Source organism: Rhizobium sp. RU33A, assembly GCF_900156055.1.
In the GTDB taxonomy this organism is placed as follows: domain Bacteria; phylum Pseudomonadota; class Alphaproteobacteria; order Rhizobiales; family Rhizobiaceae; genus Allorhizobium.
The window spans coordinates 541,532-564,826 of sequence record NZ_FTMQ01000002.1; the positions used below are offsets into that span (position 1 = coordinate 541,532).

At 61.3% G+C, this 23,295-nt stretch carries 24 protein-coding genes; 5 read left to right on the forward strand and 19 right to left on the reverse strand.

All coding sequences use genetic code 11. The features are described 5' to 3' along the window. Window positions 1-184: 184 nt before the first annotated feature. The 19 genes from ftsH to ruvC form a co-directional block, all read right to left on the reverse strand. The gene (gene ftsH / locus BW978_RS08525; RefSeq protein WP_076394103.1) at window positions 185-2,116 is read right to left on the reverse strand and encodes an ATP-dependent zinc metalloprotease FtsH; all 1,932 of its coding nucleotides are present in this window, start codon (window positions 2,114-2,116) and stop codon (window positions 185-187) included. A 120-nt stretch (window positions 2,117-2,236) separates the two neighbouring features. Continuing rightward, on the reverse strand, window positions 2,237-3,562 hold the full coding sequence (gene tilS / locus BW978_RS08530; protein WP_076394105.1) for a tRNA lysidine(34) synthetase TilS: 1,326 nt from the start codon (window positions 3,560-3,562) through the stop codon (window positions 2,237-2,239). Then, complete coding sequence (ybgF, locus tag BW978_RS08535) at window positions 3,562-4,560, reverse strand: tol-pal system protein YbgF (protein ID WP_076394107.1); 999 nt, start codon at window positions 4,558-4,560, stop codon at window positions 3,562-3,564. The genes tilS and ybgF overlap by 1 nt, the downstream gene beginning before the upstream one ends. A 162-nt stretch (window positions 4,561-4,722) precedes the next feature. Next, window positions 4,723-5,262: a peptidoglycan-associated lipoprotein Pal gene (pal, locus tag BW978_RS08540; RefSeq protein ID WP_076394109.1), complete on the reverse strand. Its 540-nt coding sequence runs from the start codon at window positions 5,260-5,262 to the stop codon at window positions 4,723-4,725. Window positions 5,263-5,427: 165 nt separating this feature from the next. After that, complete coding sequence (gene tolB, locus BW978_RS08545) at window positions 5,428-6,732, reverse strand: Tol-Pal system beta propeller repeat protein TolB (RefSeq protein ID WP_076394111.1); 1,305 nt, start codon at window positions 6,730-6,732, stop codon at window positions 5,428-5,430. Window positions 6,733-6,753: 21 nt separating this feature from the next. Continuing rightward, window positions 6,754-7,788 carry a cell envelope integrity TolA family protein gene (locus tag BW978_RS08550; RefSeq protein ID WP_076394113.1) on the reverse strand — a complete coding sequence of 345 codons (1,035 nt, stop codon included), beginning with the start codon at window positions 7,786-7,788 and terminating at the stop codon, window positions 6,754-6,756. A gap of 10 nt (window positions 7,789-7,798) precedes the next feature. Beyond that, window positions 7,799-8,251: a protein TolR gene (gene tolR, locus BW978_RS08555; protein WP_076394115.1), complete on the reverse strand. Its 453-nt coding sequence runs from the start codon at window positions 8,249-8,251 to the stop codon at window positions 7,799-7,801. Window positions 8,252-8,275: 24 nt separating this feature from the next. Beyond that, window positions 8,276-8,995: a protein TolQ gene (gene tolQ / locus BW978_RS08560; RefSeq protein ID WP_054148287.1), complete on the reverse strand. Its 720-nt coding sequence runs from the start codon at window positions 8,993-8,995 to the stop codon at window positions 8,276-8,278. A 246-nt stretch (window positions 8,996-9,241) separates the two neighbouring features. Beyond that, entirely contained in the window at window positions 9,242-9,682 is a 441-nt protein-coding gene (ybgC, locus tag BW978_RS08565) for a tol-pal system-associated acyl-CoA thioesterase (RefSeq protein WP_076394117.1), read from the reverse strand. A 180-nt stretch (window positions 9,683-9,862) separates the two neighbouring features. Next, window positions 9,863-10,528 (reverse strand): hypothetical protein, encoded by a 666-nt coding sequence (locus BW978_RS08570; RefSeq protein WP_076394119.1) that lies wholly within the window; start codon window positions 10,526-10,528, stop codon window positions 9,863-9,865. A gap of 269 nt (window positions 10,529-10,797) precedes the next feature. After that, complete coding sequence (locus tag BW978_RS08575; RefSeq protein WP_076394121.1) at window positions 10,798-11,364, reverse strand: DinB family protein; 567 nt, start codon at window positions 11,362-11,364, stop codon at window positions 10,798-10,800. After that, window positions 11,361-11,870: an NUDIX hydrolase gene (locus BW978_RS08580; RefSeq protein ID WP_076394924.1), complete on the reverse strand. Its 510-nt coding sequence runs from the start codon at window positions 11,868-11,870 to the stop codon at window positions 11,361-11,363. The genes BW978_RS08575 and BW978_RS08580 overlap by 4 nt, the downstream gene beginning before the upstream one ends. A gap of 4 nt (window positions 11,871-11,874) precedes the next feature. Then, window positions 11,875-12,915: a Holliday junction branch migration DNA helicase RuvB gene (gene ruvB / locus BW978_RS08585; RefSeq protein WP_076394123.1), complete on the reverse strand. Its 1,041-nt coding sequence runs from the start codon at window positions 12,913-12,915 to the stop codon at window positions 11,875-11,877. Next, window positions 12,912-13,316, reverse strand: coding sequence for a type II toxin-antitoxin system VapC family toxin (locus tag BW978_RS08590; RefSeq protein WP_083697538.1), 405 nt, complete (start codon window positions 13,314-13,316; stop codon window positions 12,912-12,914). The genes ruvB and BW978_RS08590 overlap by 4 nt, the downstream gene beginning before the upstream one ends. Then, on the reverse strand, window positions 13,313-13,600 hold the full coding sequence (locus BW978_RS08595) for an AbrB/MazE/SpoVT family DNA-binding domain-containing protein (RefSeq protein WP_076394928.1): 288 nt from the start codon (window positions 13,598-13,600) through the stop codon (window positions 13,313-13,315). Before BW978_RS08595 ends, BW978_RS08590 begins: the two co-directional genes overlap by 4 nt. Window positions 13,601-13,673: 73 nt before the next feature. Further along, the gene (gene ruvA / locus BW978_RS08600) at window positions 13,674-14,291 is read right to left on the reverse strand and encodes a Holliday junction branch migration protein RuvA (protein WP_076394125.1); all 618 of its coding nucleotides are present in this window, start codon (window positions 14,289-14,291) and stop codon (window positions 13,674-13,676) included. 16 nt (window positions 14,292-14,307) lie between these two features. After that, window positions 14,308-14,724, reverse strand: a complete 417-nt coding sequence (locus BW978_RS08605; protein WP_076394127.1) for a type II toxin-antitoxin system VapC family toxin — start codon at window positions 14,722-14,724, stop codon at window positions 14,308-14,310. A gap of 3 nt (window positions 14,725-14,727) precedes the next feature. Beyond that, on the reverse strand, window positions 14,728-14,979 hold the full coding sequence (locus BW978_RS08610) for an AbrB/MazE/SpoVT family DNA-binding domain-containing protein (RefSeq protein ID WP_076394129.1): 252 nt from the start codon (window positions 14,977-14,979) through the stop codon (window positions 14,728-14,730). 57 nt (window positions 14,980-15,036) lie between these two features. Continuing rightward, a complete protein-coding gene (gene ruvC / locus BW978_RS08615; RefSeq protein WP_054148296.1) occupies window positions 15,037-15,549 on the reverse strand; it encodes a crossover junction endodeoxyribonuclease RuvC in 513 nt (170 codons plus the stop codon). Window positions 15,550-15,700: 151 nt separating this feature from the next. Between ruvC and BW978_RS08620 the strand changes: the two genes are divergently transcribed. The 5 genes from BW978_RS08620 (at window position 15,701) to serA (ending at window position 23,268) form a co-directional block, all read left to right on the forward strand. Beyond that, a complete protein-coding gene (locus tag BW978_RS08620; RefSeq protein WP_076394131.1) occupies window positions 15,701-16,702 on the forward strand; it encodes an LLM class flavin-dependent oxidoreductase in 1,002 nt (333 codons plus the stop codon). A gap of 156 nt (window positions 16,703-16,858) precedes the next feature. Then, a complete protein-coding gene (locus BW978_RS08625) occupies window positions 16,859-19,138 on the forward strand; it encodes a methyl-accepting chemotaxis protein (RefSeq protein ID WP_076394133.1) in 2,280 nt (759 codons plus the stop codon). 231 nt (window positions 19,139-19,369) lie between these two features. Then, window positions 19,370-20,206, forward strand: coding sequence for an outer membrane protein (locus BW978_RS08630; protein ID WP_076394135.1), 837 nt, complete (start codon window positions 19,370-19,372; stop codon window positions 20,204-20,206). Window positions 20,207-20,405: 199 nt separating this feature from the next. Next, complete coding sequence (locus BW978_RS08635; RefSeq protein ID WP_076394137.1) at window positions 20,406-21,584, forward strand: phosphoserine transaminase; 1,179 nt, start codon at window positions 20,406-20,408, stop codon at window positions 21,582-21,584. A gap of 88 nt (window positions 21,585-21,672) precedes the next feature. Next, the gene (gene serA / locus BW978_RS08640; RefSeq protein WP_076394139.1) at window positions 21,673-23,268 is read left to right on the forward strand and encodes a phosphoglycerate dehydrogenase; all 1,596 of its coding nucleotides are present in this window, start codon (window positions 21,673-21,675) and stop codon (window positions 23,266-23,268) included. The last annotated feature ends 27 nt before the right edge of the window (window positions 23,269-23,295 follow it).

A 23,295-nucleotide genomic window follows, 5' to 3' on the forward strand; every position in this document is an offset into this window, starting at 1 on the left:
GGGGCCCGCGGTTGGCTGCTCATGCCACAGAACGCGACGAAGAACACGTAAAATAGCGCTAAAACTCATTACATGGCGTTACTGCCGGAAGGGTCTTCCACCGGATTTTGCGGCTTATCCCGTTTCATACAAAAAAGGCCACCCCGTCTAGGGTGGCCTTTCGCTTGATCTCTATCGCGTCCGATCAGTGCGGCTGGGGTTCCAGGCCACCTTCCGGTTCGCCGCCCTTGGGCGCATCCTTGCGGCCGGTCGAGGGTACGGCCGAACCGCGGCTCGGTGTGCTGTCGTCGCCGCTGTCGCGCGACGGCTTCTCGCCGCGGATCAGCCCCTTGATCTCTTCGCCCGAGAGCGTCTCGTATTCGAGCAAGCCTTCGGCGATCGCAACGAACGCGTCATGGTGGTCGGTCAGGATCCGGCGGGCCTCGGTATAGGCTTCGTCTATCAGGCGGCGCACTTCCATGTCGATCTTCTGGGCGGTCGATTCCGAAACGTTTTTCGACTGCGAAACCGAATGGCCGAGGAAGACTTCCTGCTGGTTTTCACCATAGGCGACCTGACCGAGGATATCCGAGAAGCCCCACTGGGTGACCATGGCGCGGGCCAGCTTGGTTGCCTGCTCGATGTCGGAAGACGCGCCGGAGGTGATGTTCTCCTTGCCGAAGGTCAGTTCTTCAGCGACGCGGCCACCCATCATGATGACAAGGCGCGAGACCATCCACTTGTAGCTCATCGAGTAACGGTCGCCCTCGGGGAGCTGCATGACCATGCCGAGCGCACGGCCGCGGGGAATAATCGTTGCCTTGTGCAGGGGGTCTGCCACCGGCACCTGCAGAGCGGTGATTGCATGGCCGGCCTCGTGGTAGGCGGTCAGCTTCTTTTCGGCCTCGGTCATGGCGGACGAGCGACGTTCGGCGCCCATCATGATCTTGTCCTTGGCGTCTTCGAATTCCGACATGGTGACGACGCGCTTGTTGCGGCGTGCGGCCATGAGGGCTGCTTCGTTGACAAGGTTCATCAGGTCGGCACCCGAGAAGCCTGGGGTACCACGCGCGAGAACCTTGAGGTCGACATTCGGTGCCAGCGGCACGTTGCGAGCATGGACCTTGAGGATACGCTCGCGACCGATGATGTCGGGGTTCGGCACGACGACCTGACGATCGAAACGGCCCGGACGCAGAAGGGCAGGGTCGAGAACGTCGGGACGGTTGGTCGCGGCGATCAGGATGATGCCTTCGTTGGCCTCGAAGCCGTCCATCTCGACCAGCAGCTGGTTCAGTGTCTGTTCGCGTTCATCATTGCCGCCGCCGAGACCGGCGCCACGATGGCGGCCAACGGCGTCGATTTCGTCGATGAAGATGATGCAGGGCGCATTCTTCTTGGCCTGTTCGAACATGTCGCGGACGCGGCTTGCGCCGACACCGACGAACATTTCGACGAAGTCAGAACCGGAAATGGTGAAGAAGGGCACGTTGGCTTCGCCGGCAACCGAGCGGGCGAGCAGCGTCTTACCCGTGCCCGGAGGGCCGACGAGCAGCACGCCGCGCGGGATCTTGCCGCCGAGACGCTGGAACTTCTGCGGGTCGCGCAGGAATTCGACGATTTCTTCCAGGTCCTGCTTGGCTTCGTCGACGCCAGCGACGTCATCAAAGGTGACGCGGCCATGCGCTTCGGTGAGCAGCTTCGCCTTGGACTTTCCGAAGCCCATCGCACCGCGCGAGCCACCCTGCATCTGGCGCATGAAGAAGAGCCAGACGCCGAGAATCAGCAGCATGGGGAGAAGCGTGCCGATATAGCTCAGGAAACCGGAGGAGCCGTCCGTTTCGGGGCGGGCCACGATCATGACGTTCTTGGCTTCCAGCTTGGTCAACAGGTTGTCGTCAACCACGGGGGCGTAGGTCTGGAACGCTGTTCCAGACTCGACATATTTGCCGAGAACGCGGTTGCCAGTGACCGTCACTTCACGCACGCGCCCCGCGTCCACCTCGCGGAGGAACTGCGAGTAGGGAACCTCGCTGGAGGCCGTCTGTGACGGCGAGGTCTGGAACATGCTGAAGAGCGCGATCAGCAACAGTGCGATAATCGCCCAGAGCGCGAAATTGCGAAAATTTGGGTTCATTGAACTCCCCGAACCTGTGGTGCGGGACGAAGCCCCGCAGAATTACTCTCTAACATAGGATCACGCCGCATCCTTGCCAAGGCAAACGGGCCGTCGCAGATCGTTTTCCGTCAATAAGTCTTAAATGGGACAGCTGGCACTCGGTTTCGCGCCGATCAGTGCGGCAATGGTGTCGGCCAAGGGCTGGTCGAAACAGGGCATGAAGTCGGCATAGAGCGAGAGGCGCGGGGTTGTCGTCACCGCTGTGTCCTGATGGTATCGAACTTCATTGTTTTCAATGATTTGTGGCGCGTTTCCCTGCAGTGCGGAGCGGATCGAGCCGGGCAAGGTAGTGTCAATCGCGGTTGCTGGACCGCCCGTGACCGTGATCGCGTTGTCGCTCGAATTCACGATTGTGTAGCGGCCGTCCCAGATGCCGACAGCCCCTGGCAAAAGCGATAGCGGCAAAAGACCGCGCCTCTCGCGCACCAGATAGAGCCGATCTCGCCGCCGAAGGACCAGGCTACCCGACAGTGTCAGGCGAAAATCGGAGCTTTCGTCCAGTTTGAGGCTCAGCCGTGCGAGGCTATCGGCACCGGGACGATGTGGCTTGCCGCCGAGCACGGCGACCAGCGTGCCGAGGGCGTGATCGCGCATCCCTTTCTCCAAATGTCCGGAGGTATCCAGCGACACGCTCACCGACATTCCGGGGCCGGCAGTCGCATGGCGTTTCAGCCAGTCTGCCGCTTGTGCCGAAAGGGAAGTTCTTTGTCGGGCGGCAACCTCAATCGTGGCTGCATCGCGCGTCGGAGCCGCGCGCCGGGTCCGGACCCGTTCGTAGCGGGGATCGTCATTGCTCGGGTCGTCGATCCACGTCCGGCCATCGGCTGCAAGGCCGCTGCGGATCGCGGGGCGGCGTGTGCGCAGAAACGGGCGGAGGATCCAGAGGCGGCCGGCATAAAGCGTGGCCGGCGCCATGCCGGAAAGACCAAGGGCTGCGTCTGCGGAGCGATCCGCGCGCATGGCCACGGTCTCTATCTGATCGTCCAGCGTGTGGCCGGTGACGATCGCGTCGGCCTTGAGGATGCCTGCTGCATGGGTGAGCAATCGATAACGTGCCGCGCGCGCTGCGGCGGAGAGGCCGCTCTTGGGTTTCTCGCCGGTCCAGCGCTCGATCCGGTGAGAGATGCCGAGTTCTCGGCAGAGCTCGGCGACCTCGCCGGCCTCTTTGGCAGCTTCCGGCCTCAGGCCGTGATCGATGGTTGCGGCGCAGAGTATGTGGCGGTGTGGATATGTCTGCCCGTCGATCGCGCGCTTCAGGAACAAGAGAAGCCCGAGCGAATCGCTACCACCGGATACGGCAACGAGAAGGCGCATGGGACGGTTGAGCGAGAGGAGAAATTCTTGGATCGCTGCTTCGGGCGAGAGTTCGGGCAGATAAGATCCTGCCACGAGCAGGGTGCTCATCAGCAGCTAAGGCGCTTCTGCTCGCTCGCGACTTTCGAGACGACGGCGCGGGAAGCCTTCGGGTAACGCCTGGAGACTTCGCGAAGGGTGGCGCAGGCGGTCTCTGTATTGTCGAGGGCGGCGAGCGACATGCCGAGCTTCAGCAGCATCTCAGGCGCTTTTGGCGAGGTGTTGTAGGTCTGATGGGCGTTGAGGAAGGTCTTGGCCGCCTCGTTGAAGTTACCCTGGGAGTAAAGCGCTTCACCGAGCCAGAAATTGGCATCGGCGATCCTGGCGCTGCTCGGATAGGCCGCGATGAAATCGCGGAACTCGCTTTCGGCCAGCGAATAGTCGCCCGAGAGAACATGGGCATAGGCAATCTGGTAGACATCGCTCTCGGAGTTGAGCGAGGCGGTCTGCTGCGGCGCGGACTGCGGCGTCGCGGAAGGCGCGGTCACACCGGTATCGACGCCGGGCAAGGCGGTTGAGCTGTTGTTCAGCGCATCCTGGTTGAGCGTGGCCGTGACCGGCATTCCGTTTTCGTCGAGCGCAATGGAACCCAGCGTCTGTTCACCGGGTGCCGTGCCCGACGACTGGCCGAGACCGGAAGCGTCGGCGGTTACGCCGACGTCCGGGGTTTCGGTGATGATTTCAGCAACCGAATCCTGCTGTCCGCCGCCGTTGCCAGGACGGGTCAGCGAGCCACTCTTCTTTTCGAGATCCTGGAAGCGGAATTCGTTGTCTTCCTGCTGCTTGCGGATGGCTTCCTGCATCTGCAGAAGCTGGAATGTCATTTCCTCGATCCGGCCATTCAGGGCCCGGATCTCTTCTTCAAGCTGCTGGACACGCAAGGTCGGATCCGTCGCCTGAGCGAACTGGACTTCGGCCTTCGGCGTATGCTCGGGCGCAGCTTTCTGGCCGAGCTGTACATTCGGAAACAGCTGAAATGCGTTTGCAGTTCCGCTCAGTCCCGTCAGCGAGGCCGTCGCAAGCAGAGCGGCCATCACAAGTTTGTTCATGTTCCTTCTTCCTGTTTTCGCGACGAATTGCGCCGAACCAGCGCCGACAGGAGTTTTCCCAATTGCCTGCAAAAAGCAACCAAGTTCGGCCAAAGTATGGAGAAATGTAAAAGGCGGCCCAAGGGCCGCCTTCAAGCTCTGGTGATACCGGAGTGAACCGGATCACATGCCGGCGCCACCCAGAACGGTGACCGCGCGGCGGTTCTGCGACCAGCAGGAAATGTCGTCGCAAACGGCGACCGGACGTTCCTTGCCGTAGGAAATGGTCTTCAGGCGCTGAGCCGGAATGCCGCGCTGTGCGAGGTAGTCGCGGGTCGCGGCTGCACGGCGGGCACCGAGTGCCAGGTTGTATTCGCGGGTGCCGCGTTCGTCGGCATGGCCTTCGATCGTGATCGCGTAGTTCGGATAACGCTGCAGCCACTGTGCCTGACGATCGAGCGTCTGGGCGGCATCGGCGCGTATCGCGGTCGAGTCGGTGTCGAAGAAGATGCGGTCGCCGACGTTGACGGTGAAGTCCTGGGCAGAGCCCGGGGTGGCGGCACCAGCGCCACCGGCGCCGAGGCCGAGTTCGCCGGCGCTGTTCGGCAGGTTTTTCTTGTTGGCACAGCCGGCAAGAGCGAGGGCCACGGCAAATGCGACCATGGCCGGATTGGTTGCCATCTTCTGCAGGCGGCTCTTGGCCGGGGAATGAATGCGGCTCATCGCCGGTCTCCTTGAATTCTCTGTTAGGGTTGCCGGAGCATAACCAATCGCGGTTAACCGGCTTCCAACAATTATGGTGAACGAAGCGTTAATTCTCGTCAGAAGCAGCGCAATTGCAGGGCCTTTGAGGCGAGAAAGAGGCGCAAATGCGCCTCTTTCCAGTCACTATTCCATCAGCGGCGACCAGGCCGGGTCAGAGGCGAAGGATGGCGTCTTCACCAGCTGCTCGTTGTAGCCCGTAAGGTCGATCGAGTAGAGCTGCGGTCCACCGGCGCCAGCGTTCTGGCGGAAGAACATCAGCACGCGGCCGTTCGGTGCCCAGGTCGGGCCTTCGTTGTGGAAGCCCGTGGTCAGGATGCGCTCGCCGGAACCGTCCGTCTTCATGACGCCGATCGAGAACTTGCCGCCGGACTGCTTGGTGAAGGCGATCAGATCGCCGCGGGGCGACCATACCGGTGTCGAGTAGGAACCGTCACCGAAGGAGATGCGGCGCTGGCCGGAGCCGTCGGCACCCATGACATAGAGCTGCTGGCGGCCGCCACGGTCGCTTTCAAAGACGATCTGGCTTCCGTCAGGCGAATAGGACGGCGATGTGTCGATGGCGGCCGTGTTGGTCAGGCGGGTCGTGGTGCGCGAGCGCAGGTCCATCGTATAGATGTTGGCGTTGCCGTCCTGCTGCAGGCTCATGATGACCCGCTGGCCATCGGGAGAGAAGCGCGGCGCAAAGGTCATGCCGGGGAAATTGCCCACGACTTCGCGGGCGCCGGTTTCCAGCTGCAGGAGATAAACGCGCGGCTGCTGGCCCTCGAACGACATGTAGGTGATTTCCTGGCGGCTCGGCGAAAAGCGCGGCGTCAGGACGATGTCGTTGCTGTTGGTCAGCATGCGGATGTTCTCGCCGTCCTGGTCCATGATCGCCAGCTGGCGCTTGCGGTCGGTCTTGGGGCCGCTCTCCGAGACGAAGACGACACGGGTGTCGAAATAGCCCTTTTCGCCGGTGATGCGCTCATAGATCGCGTCGGCGATCATGTGGGCGACGCGGCGCCAGTTCTTCGGATCGGTGAAGAACTGCTGACCGGTCATCTGCTGGCCGCCGAAGGTATCCCAGAGGCGGAATTCGGCGCGCAGGCGGCCATCGGGTTCACGCACGATGCGGCCGACAACCAGGGCCTCGGCCTTCAGGGCTGTCCAGTCGGGAAAGCGCGGCGCCTGGTCGGGGTTCTGGATCTGCTCGATGAACGCGGCACGGTTGACCGGGGCGAAGAGGCCCGAGCGCTTCAAGTCGGCTTCCACGACCGCAGAAATCTGCGCGCCGATGCCGTCTGCCGAAATGAAGTCGGTGATCGCAATCGGCAGCGGTTGGACGTTGCCGCGGTTGATGTTGATTTCAACGGCTGCGTTTGCAGGCGCCACGAAGGCAGATGCCATGCCGGCACAGACCAGCAGAATTCGGAGGAGGAGAGTTTTCATGCTTATCAAGCCTTTCAGCTCTTACATCAGTTCGCTGGGGTCGAAATTGACGACAACTTCAGACCAAGCGTCGTATTTGTCCGGGGGAAGATTGGTGAAGGGGGCGGACTTGCGCACGGCGCGCACGGCGCCGCTCATGAGGACCTGCTGGGCCGAGGGCGAGCCGCCAGTCGCAGTCGCCTCTGGTTCGCCGATCAGGGCGCCATTCTGGTCGAGGCGGAAGGTGACGCGGACGCGCACATCGGCGGCATCCGCCATACCCGGCGTGATCAGCCAGTTGTCCTGGATGACGCCACGCAGCGCGTCCAGTTCGCTCTGGCTCAGTTTCGAGCCGCCTGTATCGGTGCGGCCGCCGAGTGCTTCCTGATCGGTGGAGCGTTTAGCACCACCGCCGGCAGCATCCGTCTTGTTGAGAAGGGCTGCCACCTCGTCGGCGTTGAAGTCGCTTTCCATCTGCGGCTTGGATTTTGCCGTTTCCTGCGCCTTGGTGTCCTGCTTTGCATCAGGCTTCGGCGCCGGCTTGTTTTCCGCTGGCTTGGCGATCTCGGGCTTCGGGCGGGCAGCCGGGATCGGCGCCTGCTCGGGCAGGGGGATTTCTTCGGCTACAGCTTCTTCCGCTGGTTGGGGCTCAGTGGGCTGAGGTTCCGGCTCCGGCGGCGGGGCCGTATCTTCCTTGACCACTTCCTTCACCTCGTTCGCCTTCGGATCAGGCGTCGGCGCCGGTGTCTCGACCTTCTTTGGCGCGGCCGCGACTTCCTGTTCGACCGGACGCTTGGAGGGGGTCGGTGGTGATTTCAGATCGACGTCGTTGTCGCCGATGTTCTCGGCGGGCTCGGCAATCGCCGGCTTCTGGGTCGGCACGGGTGCGGATTTCTCCGCCAGCGGCGCGTCTGTCGAACCCTTCTGGATCTGGGTGAACTCCTCGATCGGAACGATATCGACCGGGAGCGTCTCCATGGGAGCGAATTCGAGTTTTGCGGGCGAGCCGAGGCTCACCAGCGCTGCCGAGAGCGCCAGAGTGTGCAGAAGCGAGGATGTGAAGAGGCTGCCCTTCATGTCCGTCCGATCAGTTCTGCTGTTCCTGCAGGGTCACAAGACCAATATTGGTGAAACCTGCGGCCGAAATCCGCGCCATGACCTGCATGACGATGCCGTAGGTGGCGGCGGTATCGGCGCGCACGAAGATGCGTTCACTGTAGCCGGTGGTGGCGATCGCCTGCAGTTTCGGGACGACTTCCTCGATCGGGATCGCCGTTTCCTGCAGGTAGATCTCGCCTTCCGGATTGACCGAGACGGTGATCGGCTGATTTTCGCTGCTCATCGCCTGGGCCTGGGTCTGCGGCAGGTCGATCGGCACGCCAACGGTCATCATCGGGGCTGCGACCATGAAGATGATCAGCAGAACGAGAACGACGTCGACGAAGGGCGTGACGTTGATTTCGCTGACGAGCGCGCGCTTGCCGCCCCGCCGTCCGCGGCGTCCGCCACCCTTGCTCCCTGATCCAACCGACATACCCATGATGCGTCTCCTGCCTTCCGGGCCTTACTGTGCTGCCTGGCGCGGCTGCAGCTTCTCATCGATCTGGCGCGAGAGGATGGCCGAGAATTCGTCTGCAAAGCCTTCCATGCGGGATGCGAGCTTGCCGGCCTCACCGGAGAACTTGTTGTATGCGATGACGGCCGGGATAGCGGCGATCAGGCCGATGGCGGTTGCAAGCAGTGCTTCGGCGATACCGGGGGCGACGACTGCAAGGCTTGCATTGTTCGAGCCGGCGATGGCCTGGAAGGAGGTCATGATGCCGATGACGGTACCGAAAAGGCCGATGAAGGGGCCGGCCGAACCGATGGTGGCCAGCGACGACAGGCGCGATTCGAGCGCTTCGGATTCGCGTGCCATGGTCACATCCATGGCGCGGTCGATGCGCATCTGCAGGCCGATCGGCGAACGGGCGCCGCGCTCGAAGCTCTTCTTCCATTCGCGCATGGCGGCGACGAAGATGGCGGCGAGGCCGGTATTGCTGCGCTCGGCAAGCGTGCGGTAGAGCTCTTCCAGCGACTGGCCGGACCAGAAGACCTGTTCGAACTGGTCGAACTGGCGCCGGGCGCGGGCATAGCTCACATACTTGTCGATGACGATGGCCCAGGTCCAGACGGAGGCGGCCACCAAGCCGATCATGACCAGCTTGACGATCAGGCCTGCCTGCATGAAGAGGCCCCAAAGGCTCACATCATGCGCTGCTGCAGCCATTCCAACTTGTTCCATCGCCTTCAATTCCCCGAAATCCAAACGCCCGGTGGGTTGGACCGGGCGGTGACATGAGCTCTACTGGTGGAAAATCTGTGCGGTCGCAGCCGCCGAAACCCTTTTCCCGCCTTAGCTCCCAGAGTGCTTCTGGTATGAAAATTTGGTCAAAGGAAGGCGTGCGATGTACAAACTTCCAGCCTCCGAGTAAGACCCGATTAAGGTTAAAAAGGGGTTACCGCAGAGCTCGCTCAGGGCATTGTGAAGTCAGGTGAGGAACTGCCTGGCGAGATCGTCCGGCAGGCGTCTGGGGCGGCCGTTGCGATTGACGACAGCGATCACGACCTTTGCTGCGATCAGCAACTGATCCGTGCGGCGGATCTCCTGCTGCAGGATCATCTTGGCGCCCCCGGCCTTCTCCGTTCGCGTCACGACCGTGATGATGTCATCCATGCGGGCAGGGGCTTTGAAGTCGATCTCCATCCGATGAACCATGAAGGCGAGGCCCTCGTCGGATGTCTCGAAAAGGGTCGATTGCTCGACGCCGAGGCAGCGCAGATAGTCGGTCCGGGCGCGCTCCATAAAGTGCAGGTAACGGGCGTGATAAACAGCGCCGGAAAAATCGGTGTCTTCGTAGTAGACCCTCTGGATCAGGTGATGACCGTCTGCTGCCAGTCTGCCGGAGAGCGATATTTCCATCGAAGACATTGCCGTCCCTGGTCCTGCATGGGCGTGCACCGCTTGGTGCCTGCCCCGGTGATTTTGTCTTCAGGCGCATAGCAGAAAGTGCGGGAGCTTCGCAAACCGGGATTGCGCCTGCTTGGGCTGTCCGCTTGCGCCAGATAGAAAGGCCGGCCCTTCAGCGCCGGCCTTTCGTTTCAGTCTTGATCAGGCAAGCCCCATGACGGGTTCCGACCGATCGCGCAGGCTGGATGGGTGTTCGGATCGCTGGTCGTCACCGAATGCCAGAAGCATGAGCTGCGTCGCCAGCAAGGCCAGCGTGAGCAGCAGTGCATAGGCAAGCAGGATCGTCGTCATCGGGACGACGAAATTGAGCTGCGGCATCGCCCCGAGAAGCAGGGGGACGTACCAGGAGGTGGCCGACAGGGCGCCTGAGGCAAAGAACAGACTGCGCTGTCCGGTCGACATTCCTTCGAGCAGGGAGCGCCCGATCTGCGCTTTTACCTTGGGGAGCACAGCCAGATGCAGGAAGACCCCGTTGATCGTCAGGATGAGGACGATCGTCATTTTGGCCCAGACCTTTTCATTCTCGAGCCGGATCGGATCGAAGGCGCTGTAATAGGCGAGAAAGCCAAGGCCTGTGATCCACAGGAGGATCAAGCCGGCATTGACGATGCGGGAACCGAAATGGAAGACGTTCCACTGGTCGCTCGTCACCTTGCCCTTTAGAAAAAACTTCAGGATCATCAGGTCGAGAACGGTTGCCGCCCCCAGGCCCAAGGCAAGGCCTATGAAGTGGACGATGCGCAATCCCGTCTTGATGGACGCGACGGGATCGAGGCGTAGAGTATCGATAAGGTACATGAGGCCCATAACGGGAATCCTTCAGGTTGTGCGAGGCCCCCACTTCCTCCTTCTGTCCAGTTTTACAGACGTGCGGAACCATTTCCGCAAACGCCGAGCGTATGCTGACTGTGAAATTAGGAATTACTCATCGCGTCGACTTAAGGGGCCGCACTTAACCTTAGGTCCGCCGCCTCATTACTGGCGTATGTGGACGGAAAAGGGGCTGGCATGTGGCGTCATTATGATATGCGGATTGTCTGATGAACGCGCCCCGCAGATCCAGTGTTTCCGCGTTGTCAGGCTTTGCTCGGGTTCATGACCTGCGCTTCCGATATCCCCAGCCGCTGAAGAACATCTGAACGACTTGTCGCGTCATCGGCGACGATGAATTCGTCGATCTGCGGTGGCTTGATACTGGTGCCGGCCAGCATGGCATGCGCCTGGCCTCGATGATGTGTCTGGTGCTGGAAGAGGTGGGAGAGCACGTCGTCGCAGCGCTCCACCTGGATGCGCCCTGCGCGGTGAATACTCACAGGGCGGTCAAGGTTTTCATGGTTTAGGGCCAGACAAAAGGTGAGCAGCCGCCGGTCGGATGCGAGTTGCGCTTCGCGGAGTTCGGCCTGGTTCGGAAATGGGATCTGATTGGCCCATGCTTTCGGGCCAAGATCACCGCCTTCAAGGGCGTCGACATAGAACCAGTCGATGATCAGGATATGATTGAGGGTCGCGGCGAGCGAGGGAAAGAAGCCCGTGCGGGGAGCCTCGAATTCTTCGGCCTCTAGCTGCGAGACTGCCTCATGCAGGCGGTCGTTTGCCAGCATGTTGGCATAGGCAAGTTTGCGGACAAAGCGAAGGGCGGTCATGACCGGTCAAGATCCCCGTCGTGCCAGACGATGTGCTTTGGAGACGCCGGCAGGCTCTCGATCTCGTCGGCGATGAAGTAGGGGGGTATGTCGAGTGCGATCAGCGCATCCCGCGTGGCCGGCACCCACTTGAACTCAAGGCTGTTCTTGCCATCCTCGTTGCGGTGGATGATGTCGGTCTCATGGAAGGGGAATGCTTCGGGGATCTCCATCCGATAGTAGAGCCCGAGTTCGTGCCAGGCTTTCTGTTCGTAGTCGAAGAAGTTCTCGACGATCCAGAGCAGTTCGCGGACCTCTGCGGTCACACCCAGCTCCTCCTGCATTTCACGCACCAGCGTCTCGGACGAGGTCTCGCCAATCTCTGCCCGACCGCCCGGAAAGGTCCAGAAGGTCTCGTGCGTGGCGCGGTGGACCAGCACATGGCCGTCGCGGAAGGCAAGGCCCGCGATGCGATGGTTAAAGCGCCGCTTGCCGTCCTTGATGGTGATCAGGGTGCGTTTCGACACGGGTTCAGTCATCCTCAAGCGTCAGCCGGAATTGTGCGGCCTCTAGATCCTTTGGCGGGGTCATGCCGAGGTGCTTCCAGGCGGTGGCCGTCAAGACGCGGCCACGCGGGGTGCGCTGGATGAAGCCCTGCTGGATCATGTAGGGCTCGATGATATCCTCGATCGCATCGCGTGGTTCCGACAGGCCGGCGGCGATAGTCTCGATGCCGACGGGGCCGCCGCCGAAATTGACAGCGATCATCAAAAGGTACCGCATGTCGAGCTGGTCGAGGCCCATATTGTCGACGTTGAGCCGGGTCAGCGCCTCGTCGGCGATCTCACGGGTGACGGCTTCGACGCGCGCGACTTCGGCGAAGTCGCGGACGCGGCGGAGCAGACGACCAGCAATACGCGGCGTACCACGCGCGCGGCGGGCGACTTCGCGGGCGCCGTCCTCGGTCATCGGCAGGTTCAAGAGGCGAGCGCCACGGCGGACGATCGATTCCAGTTCCTCGACGGTGTAGAAATTGAGGCGCACCGGGATGCCGAAGCGGTCGCGCAGCGGGGTCGTCAAAAGGCCAAGGCGCGTGGTTGCGGCCACCAGCGTGAATTTCGACAGGTCGATCTTAACCGAGCGGGCAGCCGGGCCTTCGCCGATGATCAGATCGAGCTGGAAGTCTTCCATGGCCGGATAGAGGATTTCCTCGACGGCGGGGCTCAGGCGATGGATTTCATCGATGAAAAGCACGTCGCGCTCTTCGAGATTGGTCAGAAGCGCTGCGAGGTCACCCGCCTTGGCGATCACAGGGCCTGAGGTCGAGCGGAAGTTGACGCCGAGCTCCTTGGCCATGATCTGGGCAAGCGTCGTCTTGCCAAGACCGGGAGGGCCAACGAAGAGCACATGGTCCAGCGCCTCGCCTCGGTTCTTTGCCGCCTCGATGAAGATCTTCAGATTGGCGCGCGCCTCGGCCTGACCGGTGAAATCGTCGAGCGTCTGCGGGCGCAGCGCCGCGTCCAGGTCTTCGCCACGCTTTTCCGGCGTCAGGATCGGGTTGTTTGTGTTCATGCGAGAAGTTCCATGCCGGGCACGCGGGAGGCGGCGCGTTTGTCGAAGGTCTTTATGGAGGCGCAGCCTTCTTGAAGAGATCGGGCCGCAATCAAGGCATCGGCAAAGTCGGCGTTTTTCTGTTCGACGTGTCGCAGCGCCTTTACGACCAGATCGTGACTTTCAACCGTCAGTCCCCGAACCTGCAGGAGCTTGGCGATGGCCGCTGATGCGTCCCGTCTCGAATAGCCGAGTTGCGAGCGCAGTGCCCAGTCCAGTTCCAATACGCCGATCAGCGGGAGAAAGGCGAGATAGTCCTTCCCGAGCCCTTCGGCGAAACGCAAGGCAAGTCGTCTTTGGTCAGGATCGTCATTGGTCAAAAGCCGGATAACGATGTTGGTGTCGATGCCGACCAGGGTCATGCCGCGATGTCCGAGGGATCGTCGCCTCCGGTGAGCAGTGCGTTTGCGCCCGCCGTCCGGATGATCGCTTCGTCAATCTCTTCCAATGTCGCGCGCCCGTTGGGCGGGTTCCCCAGAAAACCCGCCAGATCCTTCATGTCGATGTTCTTCGGCGTGATGACGATTTCTCCGTCGACAACGCTGTAGACCATCTGATCTCCTGGGTTCAGCTTCAAAAGCTCACGCATCTCCTTGGGAATAGTGATCTGGCCCTTGGCCGACATGGTCGCTTCCCAGACTTTCATCGAGCGCTCCGACATTTTTCGATTTTTCCGACTGTACTCGAAATTTCCGAAGGCATCAATTTTGTCAGAATGATCACCGTGACAGCTCCTTCAGCCCCAGTCGGATCAACTTGGCGCTGTCCGCCCCTTCGCCGCCGTTCTTTAAAGCTGCGGCGATGGCGTTGGCGGCCTGGTCTCGGGAATAACCGAGGTTTGTCAGTGCAGAGACAGCATCGGCGACGGGGGCGGAGGCCACGCCTTCGCCAAGTTCCTGCTTGAGGCCGATATTGGCGGCGGCCTCGCCGGCGAATGCGGGTGCCTTGTTCTTCAGCTCCGTAACCAGGCGCAGCGCGACCTTCGGGCCGACGCCGGGCGCGCGGGAGATCGCGGCCTTGTCCTGCAGCGCGATCGCATTCGCCAGTTCCGACGGGGTAAGGGTGGAGAGTACGGCAAGTGCCACCTTGGCGCCGACGCCCTGGACGCTCTGCAGGAGGTTGAACCACTCCTGCTCCAGCGCACTCATGAAGCCGAAGAGCTTCAGTTGATCCTCGCGCACATATGTCTCGATGAACAGCACGACGGCTTCACCGGCAGAGCCGATGCGCGACAGGGTGCGGGCCGAGCAATGCGCGACGTAACAGACGCCGTGGACATCGACGAGGACGTAGTCGTCGCCGATCTCGTCGATGGTGCCTTTGAGTTTGCCGATCATGGGAGCGTCCGTCGCGTTACAGGGGATGGGTTTCGGGCGAGATGAGAGGCACGTCGGGAAAGTATGTGCGATAGCCCTTCGGGTCCCGTGTCAGGATCTTGTGATTGCGAATGGCGGCATGCGCGCCGATGAGGAAATCGGGGAGAACCCGATCACGTCCGCCGCCGGCGCGGCGATAAACGCGAAAGGCCACGCCGGCTGCGAAGGCGGCTGCCCAGGGCAGGTTTTCCCGATGGAAATCTGACGGCGGAAGCAATTCCTCGACTTCATCGCGATCGGAATACCGTACCGAAAACTCCGAATAGATGATCGGGTTGATCACAAGCGGCTCGTCTTTTGCCAGCCGCATCAACTGGCCACGCGACCACGCGAGCCATTGTGGATCGCGGACGGCGACGTCGACCAGCACGTTTGTATCGACCATAACAGCCATCGTTCAGCGATCTCTGGTCATCTGCATCAGGGCGTCTGCATCGAGTTCCGGATCACCGGTCCCCTCCAGCCGCGCCAATGTTTTCATCAGGCCTGCCAAGCGCATCTTTTCCTGCTGGGCCTCAGCTCCATTTTTCGGCGTGAGCATCAAGCGGCCGTCCTCGACGGTAAACACGACTTCGGAATTCGGCTCAATGCCGATGAGTTCACGCAGATCGCGGGGAATGGTTACCTGGCCTTTTGATGTCACACGCATGGCTCGCCTCCGATTAGGTAAGAATAAATCTTACTGGCGGAACAAGTCAAGAACAAATCAGGCGGAGGCCAGTACCTTGCGCATGCGGTCGCCGCCTCTGTTATGGGCGTGGCAGATGGCGATGGCGAGGGCATCGGCGGCGTCATTGCCCTTGAATTCGGCCTTCGGCATCAGGATCTTGAGCATCATGTGGATCTGTGCCTTTTCGCCATGGCCAACGCCGATGACGGCTTTCTTCACAGCATTCGGTGCATATTCGGCAACCGGCAGACCGGCGCGGGCGGGAACCAGCATGGCAATGCCGCGGGCCTGGCCGAGCTTCAGGGTGGCCACCGCGTCCTTGTTGACGAAGGTCTGTTCGACGGCTGCCTCGTCCGGCTTGTAGGCATGGACCACTTCGGCCAATCCGTCATGCAACTGGCAAAGGCGCGATGCCAGGTCCATGTCTCCATCGGAGGTGACCGTACCCGAAGCGACGAAACGCAGCGAGTTACCGAGTGTCTCGATCACGCCCCAGCCGCAGCGGCGAAGGCCCGGATCGATGCCGATGATGCGAATCGTTGAAGTCATGGCAAATCCTAGTGCAGGTCAGGGGAGGAGTGCCACTGAAATGTGAACAAAACAAAAACATACGAAGTGATTATAATTTATCATCGTCACCTCTTGGGCGCCTGTTCGGCCCTCCCTACATGATAGGTCTCACAGACCGAAGGCTGCCACCATGATCCCGTTTTCCATTCTTGACCTCTCCCCCATTGCTGAGGGGCATAGTGTGCGCGAAGCGCTGGATGCATCGCGGCGGCTTGCTCAGGTTGCCGAGAAAAACGGATACCGTCGATTCTGGCTGGCCGAGCACCATGGCATGCCGGGCATTGCAAGTGCGGCGACGGCACTCGTTATCTCCCATGTTGCGGCAGGCACCGAGACGATCCGCGTGGGGTCGGGCGGCATCATGCTGCCCAACCATTCGCCGCTCGTCATCGCTGAACAGTTCGGAACGCTGGAGGCACTCTATCCCGGCCGCATCGAGCTCGGTCTCGGTCGAGCTCCGGGCACCGACATGCGTACGGCACGTGCCCTTCGCCGCAACATGGAAGCCGGCGCTGAGAGCTTCCCCCATGACATCATCGAATTGCAGCGGCTGCTCGGGACTCCGGATGAAGAGAGTGGGTTGATCGCTGTGCCCGGCATGAACAGTCATGTGCCGATCTGGCTCCTCGGTTCCAGTCTCTACAGCGCGCATCTCGCCGCGGCACTGGGGCTGCCTTATGCCTTCGCCTCGCATTTTGCGCCCGATCAACTCCTCGAAGCTGTCGAGATCTATCGCGAACGGTTCCAGCCATCGGCGGGCCTGCAGAAGCCGTATGTCATGGTCGGCGTCATGGCCGCCGTTGCCGAGACGGATACGCAGGCGTCGCATCTCTTCACCTCTGCACAACAGCAGTTCGTCAATCTGCGACGCAACATCCGGGGACCTTTTCCGCGGCCTGTCGATACCATGGAGGGCTTCTGGACCGATATCGAGCGCATCGGGGTCGAACATACCTTGCGTTATGCGATCGTTGGTTCGCGGGAAACCGCATCGGACAAACTCGAGCGCTTCATCGCGGCGGTTCGTCCCGACGAGGTGATCGTCTCGACGCCGGTACACGACCTTGATGCCCGCCTGCGCTCGGTCGAACTGTTTGCAGGTCTCAGGCAGGGCGTCGAGCAGACGGCCTGACCCCTTGGATTACAGGGTTTAGCCTGAGATCTTTACCCCCGATTAAGCGCCGAGGGTGATTGTTCCCGCATAAGGGGAGCCTGCCGACTCGAATTGGCAGGCCATGAACTATGGGCGCGTGGTCTTCTGGCCGGGCTGCTCAGGGGAACAACAATCATGACAGCTCGCATCCACTCGCTTTCGTTCAAAGTCATTGCGGTCTTTCTCGTTCTGACTTTCATCACCGTCGCGCTCCTTAATGTCTTTGCCTATCGCAGCTCCAGCGCGCTGTTCGGCGAGCAGACCGAGAAGGCGATGACCAGCATGTTGACCTTCCGAGGCGACATGCTGACAGAGAAACTCCAGGCGCTTGAAAACCAGGCAGCCTCCATCGCCAAGATCGAGACACTGCAACAGTCGATGACCGGGCTGAAGAGCGGTTGGAACACCATCAGCAAGAGCACAGGCGATGCGAAAGCCGAACTGCAGCGGGTCTTTGTCACGGAAAATCCCAATCCGCCCGGCGAGCGCGAGAAGCTTTTGAAGCCCGAGGGGCCGAGTGGCTTCTACTATTCGACGCACGAGACCACGCAGGCCCAGATTGCCGCCTATCTCGAAGGGACGAGCTTCAGCGACATGCTGATCGCCGACCAGAACGGCAATGTCATCTATTCCTTCAGGAAGGGTGCTGCCTTCGGGGAAAATCTCGCGGAGGGGAGTTTTGCCGCGACGAACCTCGGGCGCGTGTTCCAGCAGTCGGTGCAGGCGGCAGCAGCAGCGGTCGATGATGTCGTCGGCGTCAACTTCTCCGGCCTTTCGGTCGGTGCAGATCCCGCTGCGCCGGACATCTATTTCGCCGTGCCCTTCGTCAAGCTTGGTGGTTACAAGGGCAGCCTGATGTTCCAGGTCAAGGCCGATGTCTTCGAAAACCTCCTGTCCAAGGGCATTGTCGCCGGAAGCAGCCAGAAGGCCGCCATTCTTTCAGGCGAGGGGACCGGGATCGCGCTTGACGCCTCCGGCAAACTCACCGACATCAAGGCTGATTTCACCATGTCGGGCGATGGCGTTTCCGTGCAGTCCGGCGAGCGTCCCGAAGGTGCGGCCATGGTCTATGGCCGGCGCATTGGCTTCGGTGACCAGAGCTTCGTGGTGACGGAAAGCCTGACCATGGCAGAGCTCGGAGCCGGTTCGATCCGCATTGCGACGATCCTGTTCGTGACCGGTCTGATCGCGCTCGGCGTGCTTGCCGCCGCAACCTGGGTCTTTACCCGCCGCCTGTTTGCGCCGCTCGAGCGCCTTGTCGCCTTTACCGGTGCCGTTGCCGACGGCGAGATCGACTATCCCGTGGCGAACCAGGAGCGGCGCGACGAGATCGGCAGCATGGCGCGGGCGCTCGAACGCTTCCGCCTGGCGCTGATCGAGCAGCAGCGGCAATCTGCCGAGCGCCGGGAAGAACGGGCGCGCGCCGAAGAGGAACGCCGCCAGCGGATGGAAGAGCGCGACAGCGAGGCTAGAACCCTGCAGGAGGTGGTCGAAACCCTCGATCAGGGGCTGGACAGGCTGGCTGCGGGCGACCTCGCCTTCCGTATTGAAAGCCGCTTCCCGGCGGATCTTGAAGCTTTGCGTTCCAACTTCAACAAAGCGATCGAAACGCTGAGCGCTACGCTTGGCGGCATCGGCGGCAATTCGGTCGCCGTCCGGGAAGGCTCCGAGGAGATGCGGGCGGGTGCCGACCAGCTCGCCGAACGGACCGAGCGGCAGGCGGCTGCGATCTCGCAGGCCGCCACGGCAATCCAGGAGATCACCGGTGCGGTCAAGGTACAGATTGCGCGGGCCGAGGAAGCCGAGCGGATCGCCCGGGCCGCGCGGGACGATACCGCGATGTCCGGCCACATCATGCGCGATACCATAGCGGCGATGGAGGCGATCCAGGGATCATCGATGGAGATCAACAAGATCGTTTCGGTGATCGACGAAATCGCTTTCCAGACCAATCTGCTGGCGCTCAATGCCGGCGTGGAGGCGGCGCGTGCGGGCGAGAGCGGCAAGGGTTTCGCCGTTGTCGCGCAGGAGGTTCGCGAGCTCGCCCAGCGGTCGTCGAATGCGGCGAAGGAGATCGCGGGTCTGCTCTCCAAGTCACGCGGCGAAGTCGATCACGGCGTGAAGCTGGTCGAAAAGGCCGGCAATGCCCTTGATGGTATCGGCTCGCACGTGCTGTCGATCAACAGCCATATCGCCGAGATCATGGAGTCCACCCGAGAAGAGGCGCAAACGCTCGTCGACATCAACACTTCGGTGAACCAGCTCGATGCGATGACGCAGCAGAATGCCGCAATGGTCGAGGAGACGACTGCTGCCATCCATCGCCTCGCGGGCGAGGCGGCCGAAATGGACCAGCGGCTGGGCCTGTTCAACCTCGGGGGCGAGCGCCCCGGCACGGCGCGCCACGCTGCCTGAGCATTCCGCGGACACACCGGCGAGATACTGAAATGCGGCCCTGCGGGGCCGCATTTTGTTTCCGCTCTGTCGTCTCGCCACAAGTATCAAGGTAAGCAAATAGATAATGTCTAAAGTTAAGATCTGTAGTTAATCCGAACTTAACCTTTCCACTCCATTATCTGTCCCAATTCAGGATGTTGGGTCTGCGACAGCCTGACGCGACAACGCTGGGATTTGGAGTATCCTGTTATGACGAAAACCATTCTTGCCGTGGCAACGGCCGCACTGCTCGCCAGCTCGGCCGCCTATGCCGCCGATGTCTATCAGCCTGAACCGCAGCCCGTTTATGTCGATGCTCCCGAGGTTGCCGTTGCGGAAGCCTCTGGCTGGTATCTGCGCGGCGATCTCGGCTACAGCTTCAACAAGCTGCGCGGCGCCAACTATTTTCAGGGCAGCAACAATAACCAGGTCGATTTTGCCACGTCCTCGATCAAGGACAGCTTCTGGGTCGGCGGCGGTGTCGGTTACCAGGTCAACAGCTATCTGCGCACGGACCTGACGTTTGACTACCTGACCAAGGCCGACTTCCACGGTTCGACCCGCGGCTCCTGCGGCGTTTCCACCGCCTGCACCTCGCGGGACGTAACGGCCATGCGCGCCTACACGCTGATGGCCAACGCCTATGTTGACCTCGGCACGTATGCCTACTTCACGCCCTATATCGGTGGCGGTATCGGTGGCTCCTACGTGAAGTGGGACAAGCTTCGCAATACATCCTGCGCGGACAACAACTCGTCCAACTGCGACACGACCGTTGAGCATGAAGGCAAGGGCAGCTGGCGCTTCGCCTATCAGTTGATGGCCGGCGCCTCGATTGATGTGACCTGCAACGTCAAGGCTGACCTTGGCTATCGCTTCCGCCACACCGCTGGCGGCGACATGTTCGGCTACGCTCTGAACGGCGGCCCTGGCTACGACAAGGGCTTCAATAGCCACAGCGTCCATGCTGGCGCGCGTTATGTCTTCGGTGGCTGCGAAACGCCCGTGGCCTACGAGCCGCCGGCAGAGCTGCCGGTCTACAAGTAAGATCCATTCAACGATCAAGCAAAGGGCTGCCTTCGGGCGGCCCTTTTGCGTTGCAGCCCATAGTCGAGGCGGCGCAGACGGAACAAAAATTTCTCCTGATGCGACGTGGACCCGCTTGACTGATTGGGGCGACAGGAGTAGTTCCGACGGCGGGACACCTCTCCCCAACGAGAGGCTAATTACCTGGAAGGGTATCTATATGGCTGATATCGTCGCCCCCGCCGCGCGTCCGGCAAATTCTCATTTTTCGTCTGGCCCCTGCTCGAAGCGCCCCGGTTGGTCGCTCGATGCTCTCTCCGATGCCCCGCTCGGTCGCTCGCACCGCGCCAAGGTCGGCAAGGAAAAGCTGAAGCTGGCCATCGACCTTACCCGCGAAATCTTGAACGTTCCCGCTGACTACCGCATCGGCATCGTTCCGGCCTCTGACACGGGCGCCGTTGAAATGGCCATGTGGTCGCTGCTCGGCGAACGTGGCGTCGACATGCTCTCCTGGGAAAGCTTCGGCGCCGGCTGGGTCACCGATGTGGTGAAGCAGCTGAAGCTTGCCGATGTCCGCAAGTTCAATGCCGATTACGGCCTGCTTCCGAACCTTGCCGAAGTCGATTTCGACCGCGATGTCGTCTTTACCTGGAACGGCACGACCTCGGGCGTGCGCGTTCCGAACGCCGACTTCATCCCGGCTGACCGCAAGGGCCTGACGATCTGCGACGCCACGTCTGCTGCCTTTGCGCAGGACCTCGACTTCTCCAAGCTCGATGTCACCACCTTCTCCTGGCAGAAGGTTCTGGGCGGCGAGGGCGGTCACGGCGTGATCATCCTGTCCCCGCGCGCCGTCGAGCGCCTGACGACTTACGTTCCGGCCTGGCCGCTGCCGAAGATCTTCCGCATGACTTCGGGCGGCAAGCTGATTGAAGGCATCTTCGTCGGCGAAACCATCAACACGCCGTCGATGCTCTGCGTCGAAGACTATGTCGATGCCTTGAAGTGGGCAAAGTCGATCGGTGGCCTCGAAGCCCTGATCGCCCGTGCCGACGCCAACGCCAAGGTCATCTTCGACTTCATCGAGAAAAATGACTGGATCGCCAATCTCGCCGTCGACGATGCGACACGTTCGAACACCTCGGTCTGCGTCAAGATCGTGGATCCCGAAGTCACGGCACTCGATGCCGATGCCCAGGCCGCCTTTGCCAAGGGTATTGCCAGCATTCTCGAGAAGCAGGGTGTCGCCTATGACATCGGTGCCTATCGCGATGCACCGGCCGGCCTTCGCATCTGGGCAGGTGCCACGATCGAGACTGCCGACATGGCGGCGCTGATGCCGTGGCTCACCTTCGCCTACGAGACGCAGAAGGCGTCTCTGGCCAAGGCTGCTGCCTGATCCTTGATCAATTCGGCTCCGCCTGACCGGCGGAGCCTAGCAATTCTCCTCATTTTCTTCAAACGAACTCTCTGAAGGAGGCCTCGTCATGGCACCTCGCGTTCTCGTATCCGACGAATTGTCTGAAACCGCCGTCCAGATCTTCCGTGATCGCGGCGTCGAAGTGGATTTCCAGCCGAAGCTCGGCAAGGACAAGGAAAAGCTCGCCGAAATCATCGGCAACTACGATGGTCTCGCCATCCGTTCAGCCACGAAGGCGACGGAAAAGCTGATCGCTGCTGCGACCAACCTCAAGGTCATCGGCCGCGCCGGCATCGGCGTCGACAATGTCGATATCCCGGCTGCCTCCAAGCGTGGCATCATCGTGATGAACACGCCCTTCGGCAACTCGATCACGACGGCCGAACACGCCATCGCACTTATGTTCGCTGTTGCACGCCAGATCCCGCAGGCCGACGTCTCGACCCAGGCCGGTAAGTGGGAAAAGTCGAAGTTCATGGGTGTCGAAATCACCGGCAAGACGCTCGGCGTTATCGGCGCCGGCAATATCGGTGGCATCGTCTGCAAGAAGGCGATCGGCCTTGGCATGCATGTTCTGGCCTATGACCCCTTCCTGTCGACCGAACGCGCCCAAGAAATGGGCGTCACCAAGGTCGAACTCGACGAGCTGCTCGCCAAGGCTGACTTTATCACCCTGCATGTGCCGATGACCGACAAGACGCGCGGCATCCTGTCGAAGGAAGCGCTTGCCAAGACCAAGAAGGGTGTCCGCATCGTCAACTGCGCCCGTGGCGGTCTGGTTGACGAGGCAGCCCTTGCCGACGCCATCAAGTCCGGCCATGTCGCCGGTGCCGGCTTCGACGTCTTCGAAGTCGAGCCTGCGACCGAGAGCCCGCTCTTCGGCCTCCCAAACGTCGTCTGCACCCCGCATCTCGGCGCCTCCACCACGGAAGCCCAGGAAAACGTTGCTCTGCAGGTTGCCGAGCAGATGTCGGACTATCTGATGAAGGGTGCCGTCTCCAACGCAATCAACATGCCGTCGATTACGGCTGAGGAAGCGCCGATCCTGAAGCCGTTCATCCGTCTCGCCGACGTGCTCGGCTCGTTTGCCGGCCAGATGACCGAAAATCCGATCAAGGAAATCGAGATCCTCTATGACGGCGTGACCTCCGGCATGAACACCAAGGCGCTGACGTCTGCGCTGCTGGCCGGTCTCATCCGCCCGCAGGTGGCCGACGTCAACATGGTTTCGGCTCCGATCATGATCAAGGAAAAGGGTGTCATCGTTTCGGAAGTGAAGCGTGACAAGACCGGCGTCTATGACGGTTACATCAAGCTCACCGTCACCACCGAGAAGCAGACCCGCTCGGTTGCCGGCACTGTCTTCTCGGATGGCAAGCCGCGCTTCATCCAGATCAAGGGCATCAACATGGACGCCGATGTCGGTCCGAACATGATCTACATCTCGAACACCGACGTTCCCGGCATGATCGGCTTCATGGGCACCACGCTCGGCAATGCCAAGGTCAACATCGCGAACTTCCAGCTCGGTCGCGACAAGGAAGGTGGCGACGCCATCGCCCTTCTTTATGTCGACGGTCCCGTCGAGCAGGCGGTTCTCGATCAGCTGACCGCCAATCCGGCCGTCAAGCAGGCCAAGCCTCTGGTGTTCAACGTAGACTGATCGACGTTCTCGATATCATCGACGAAG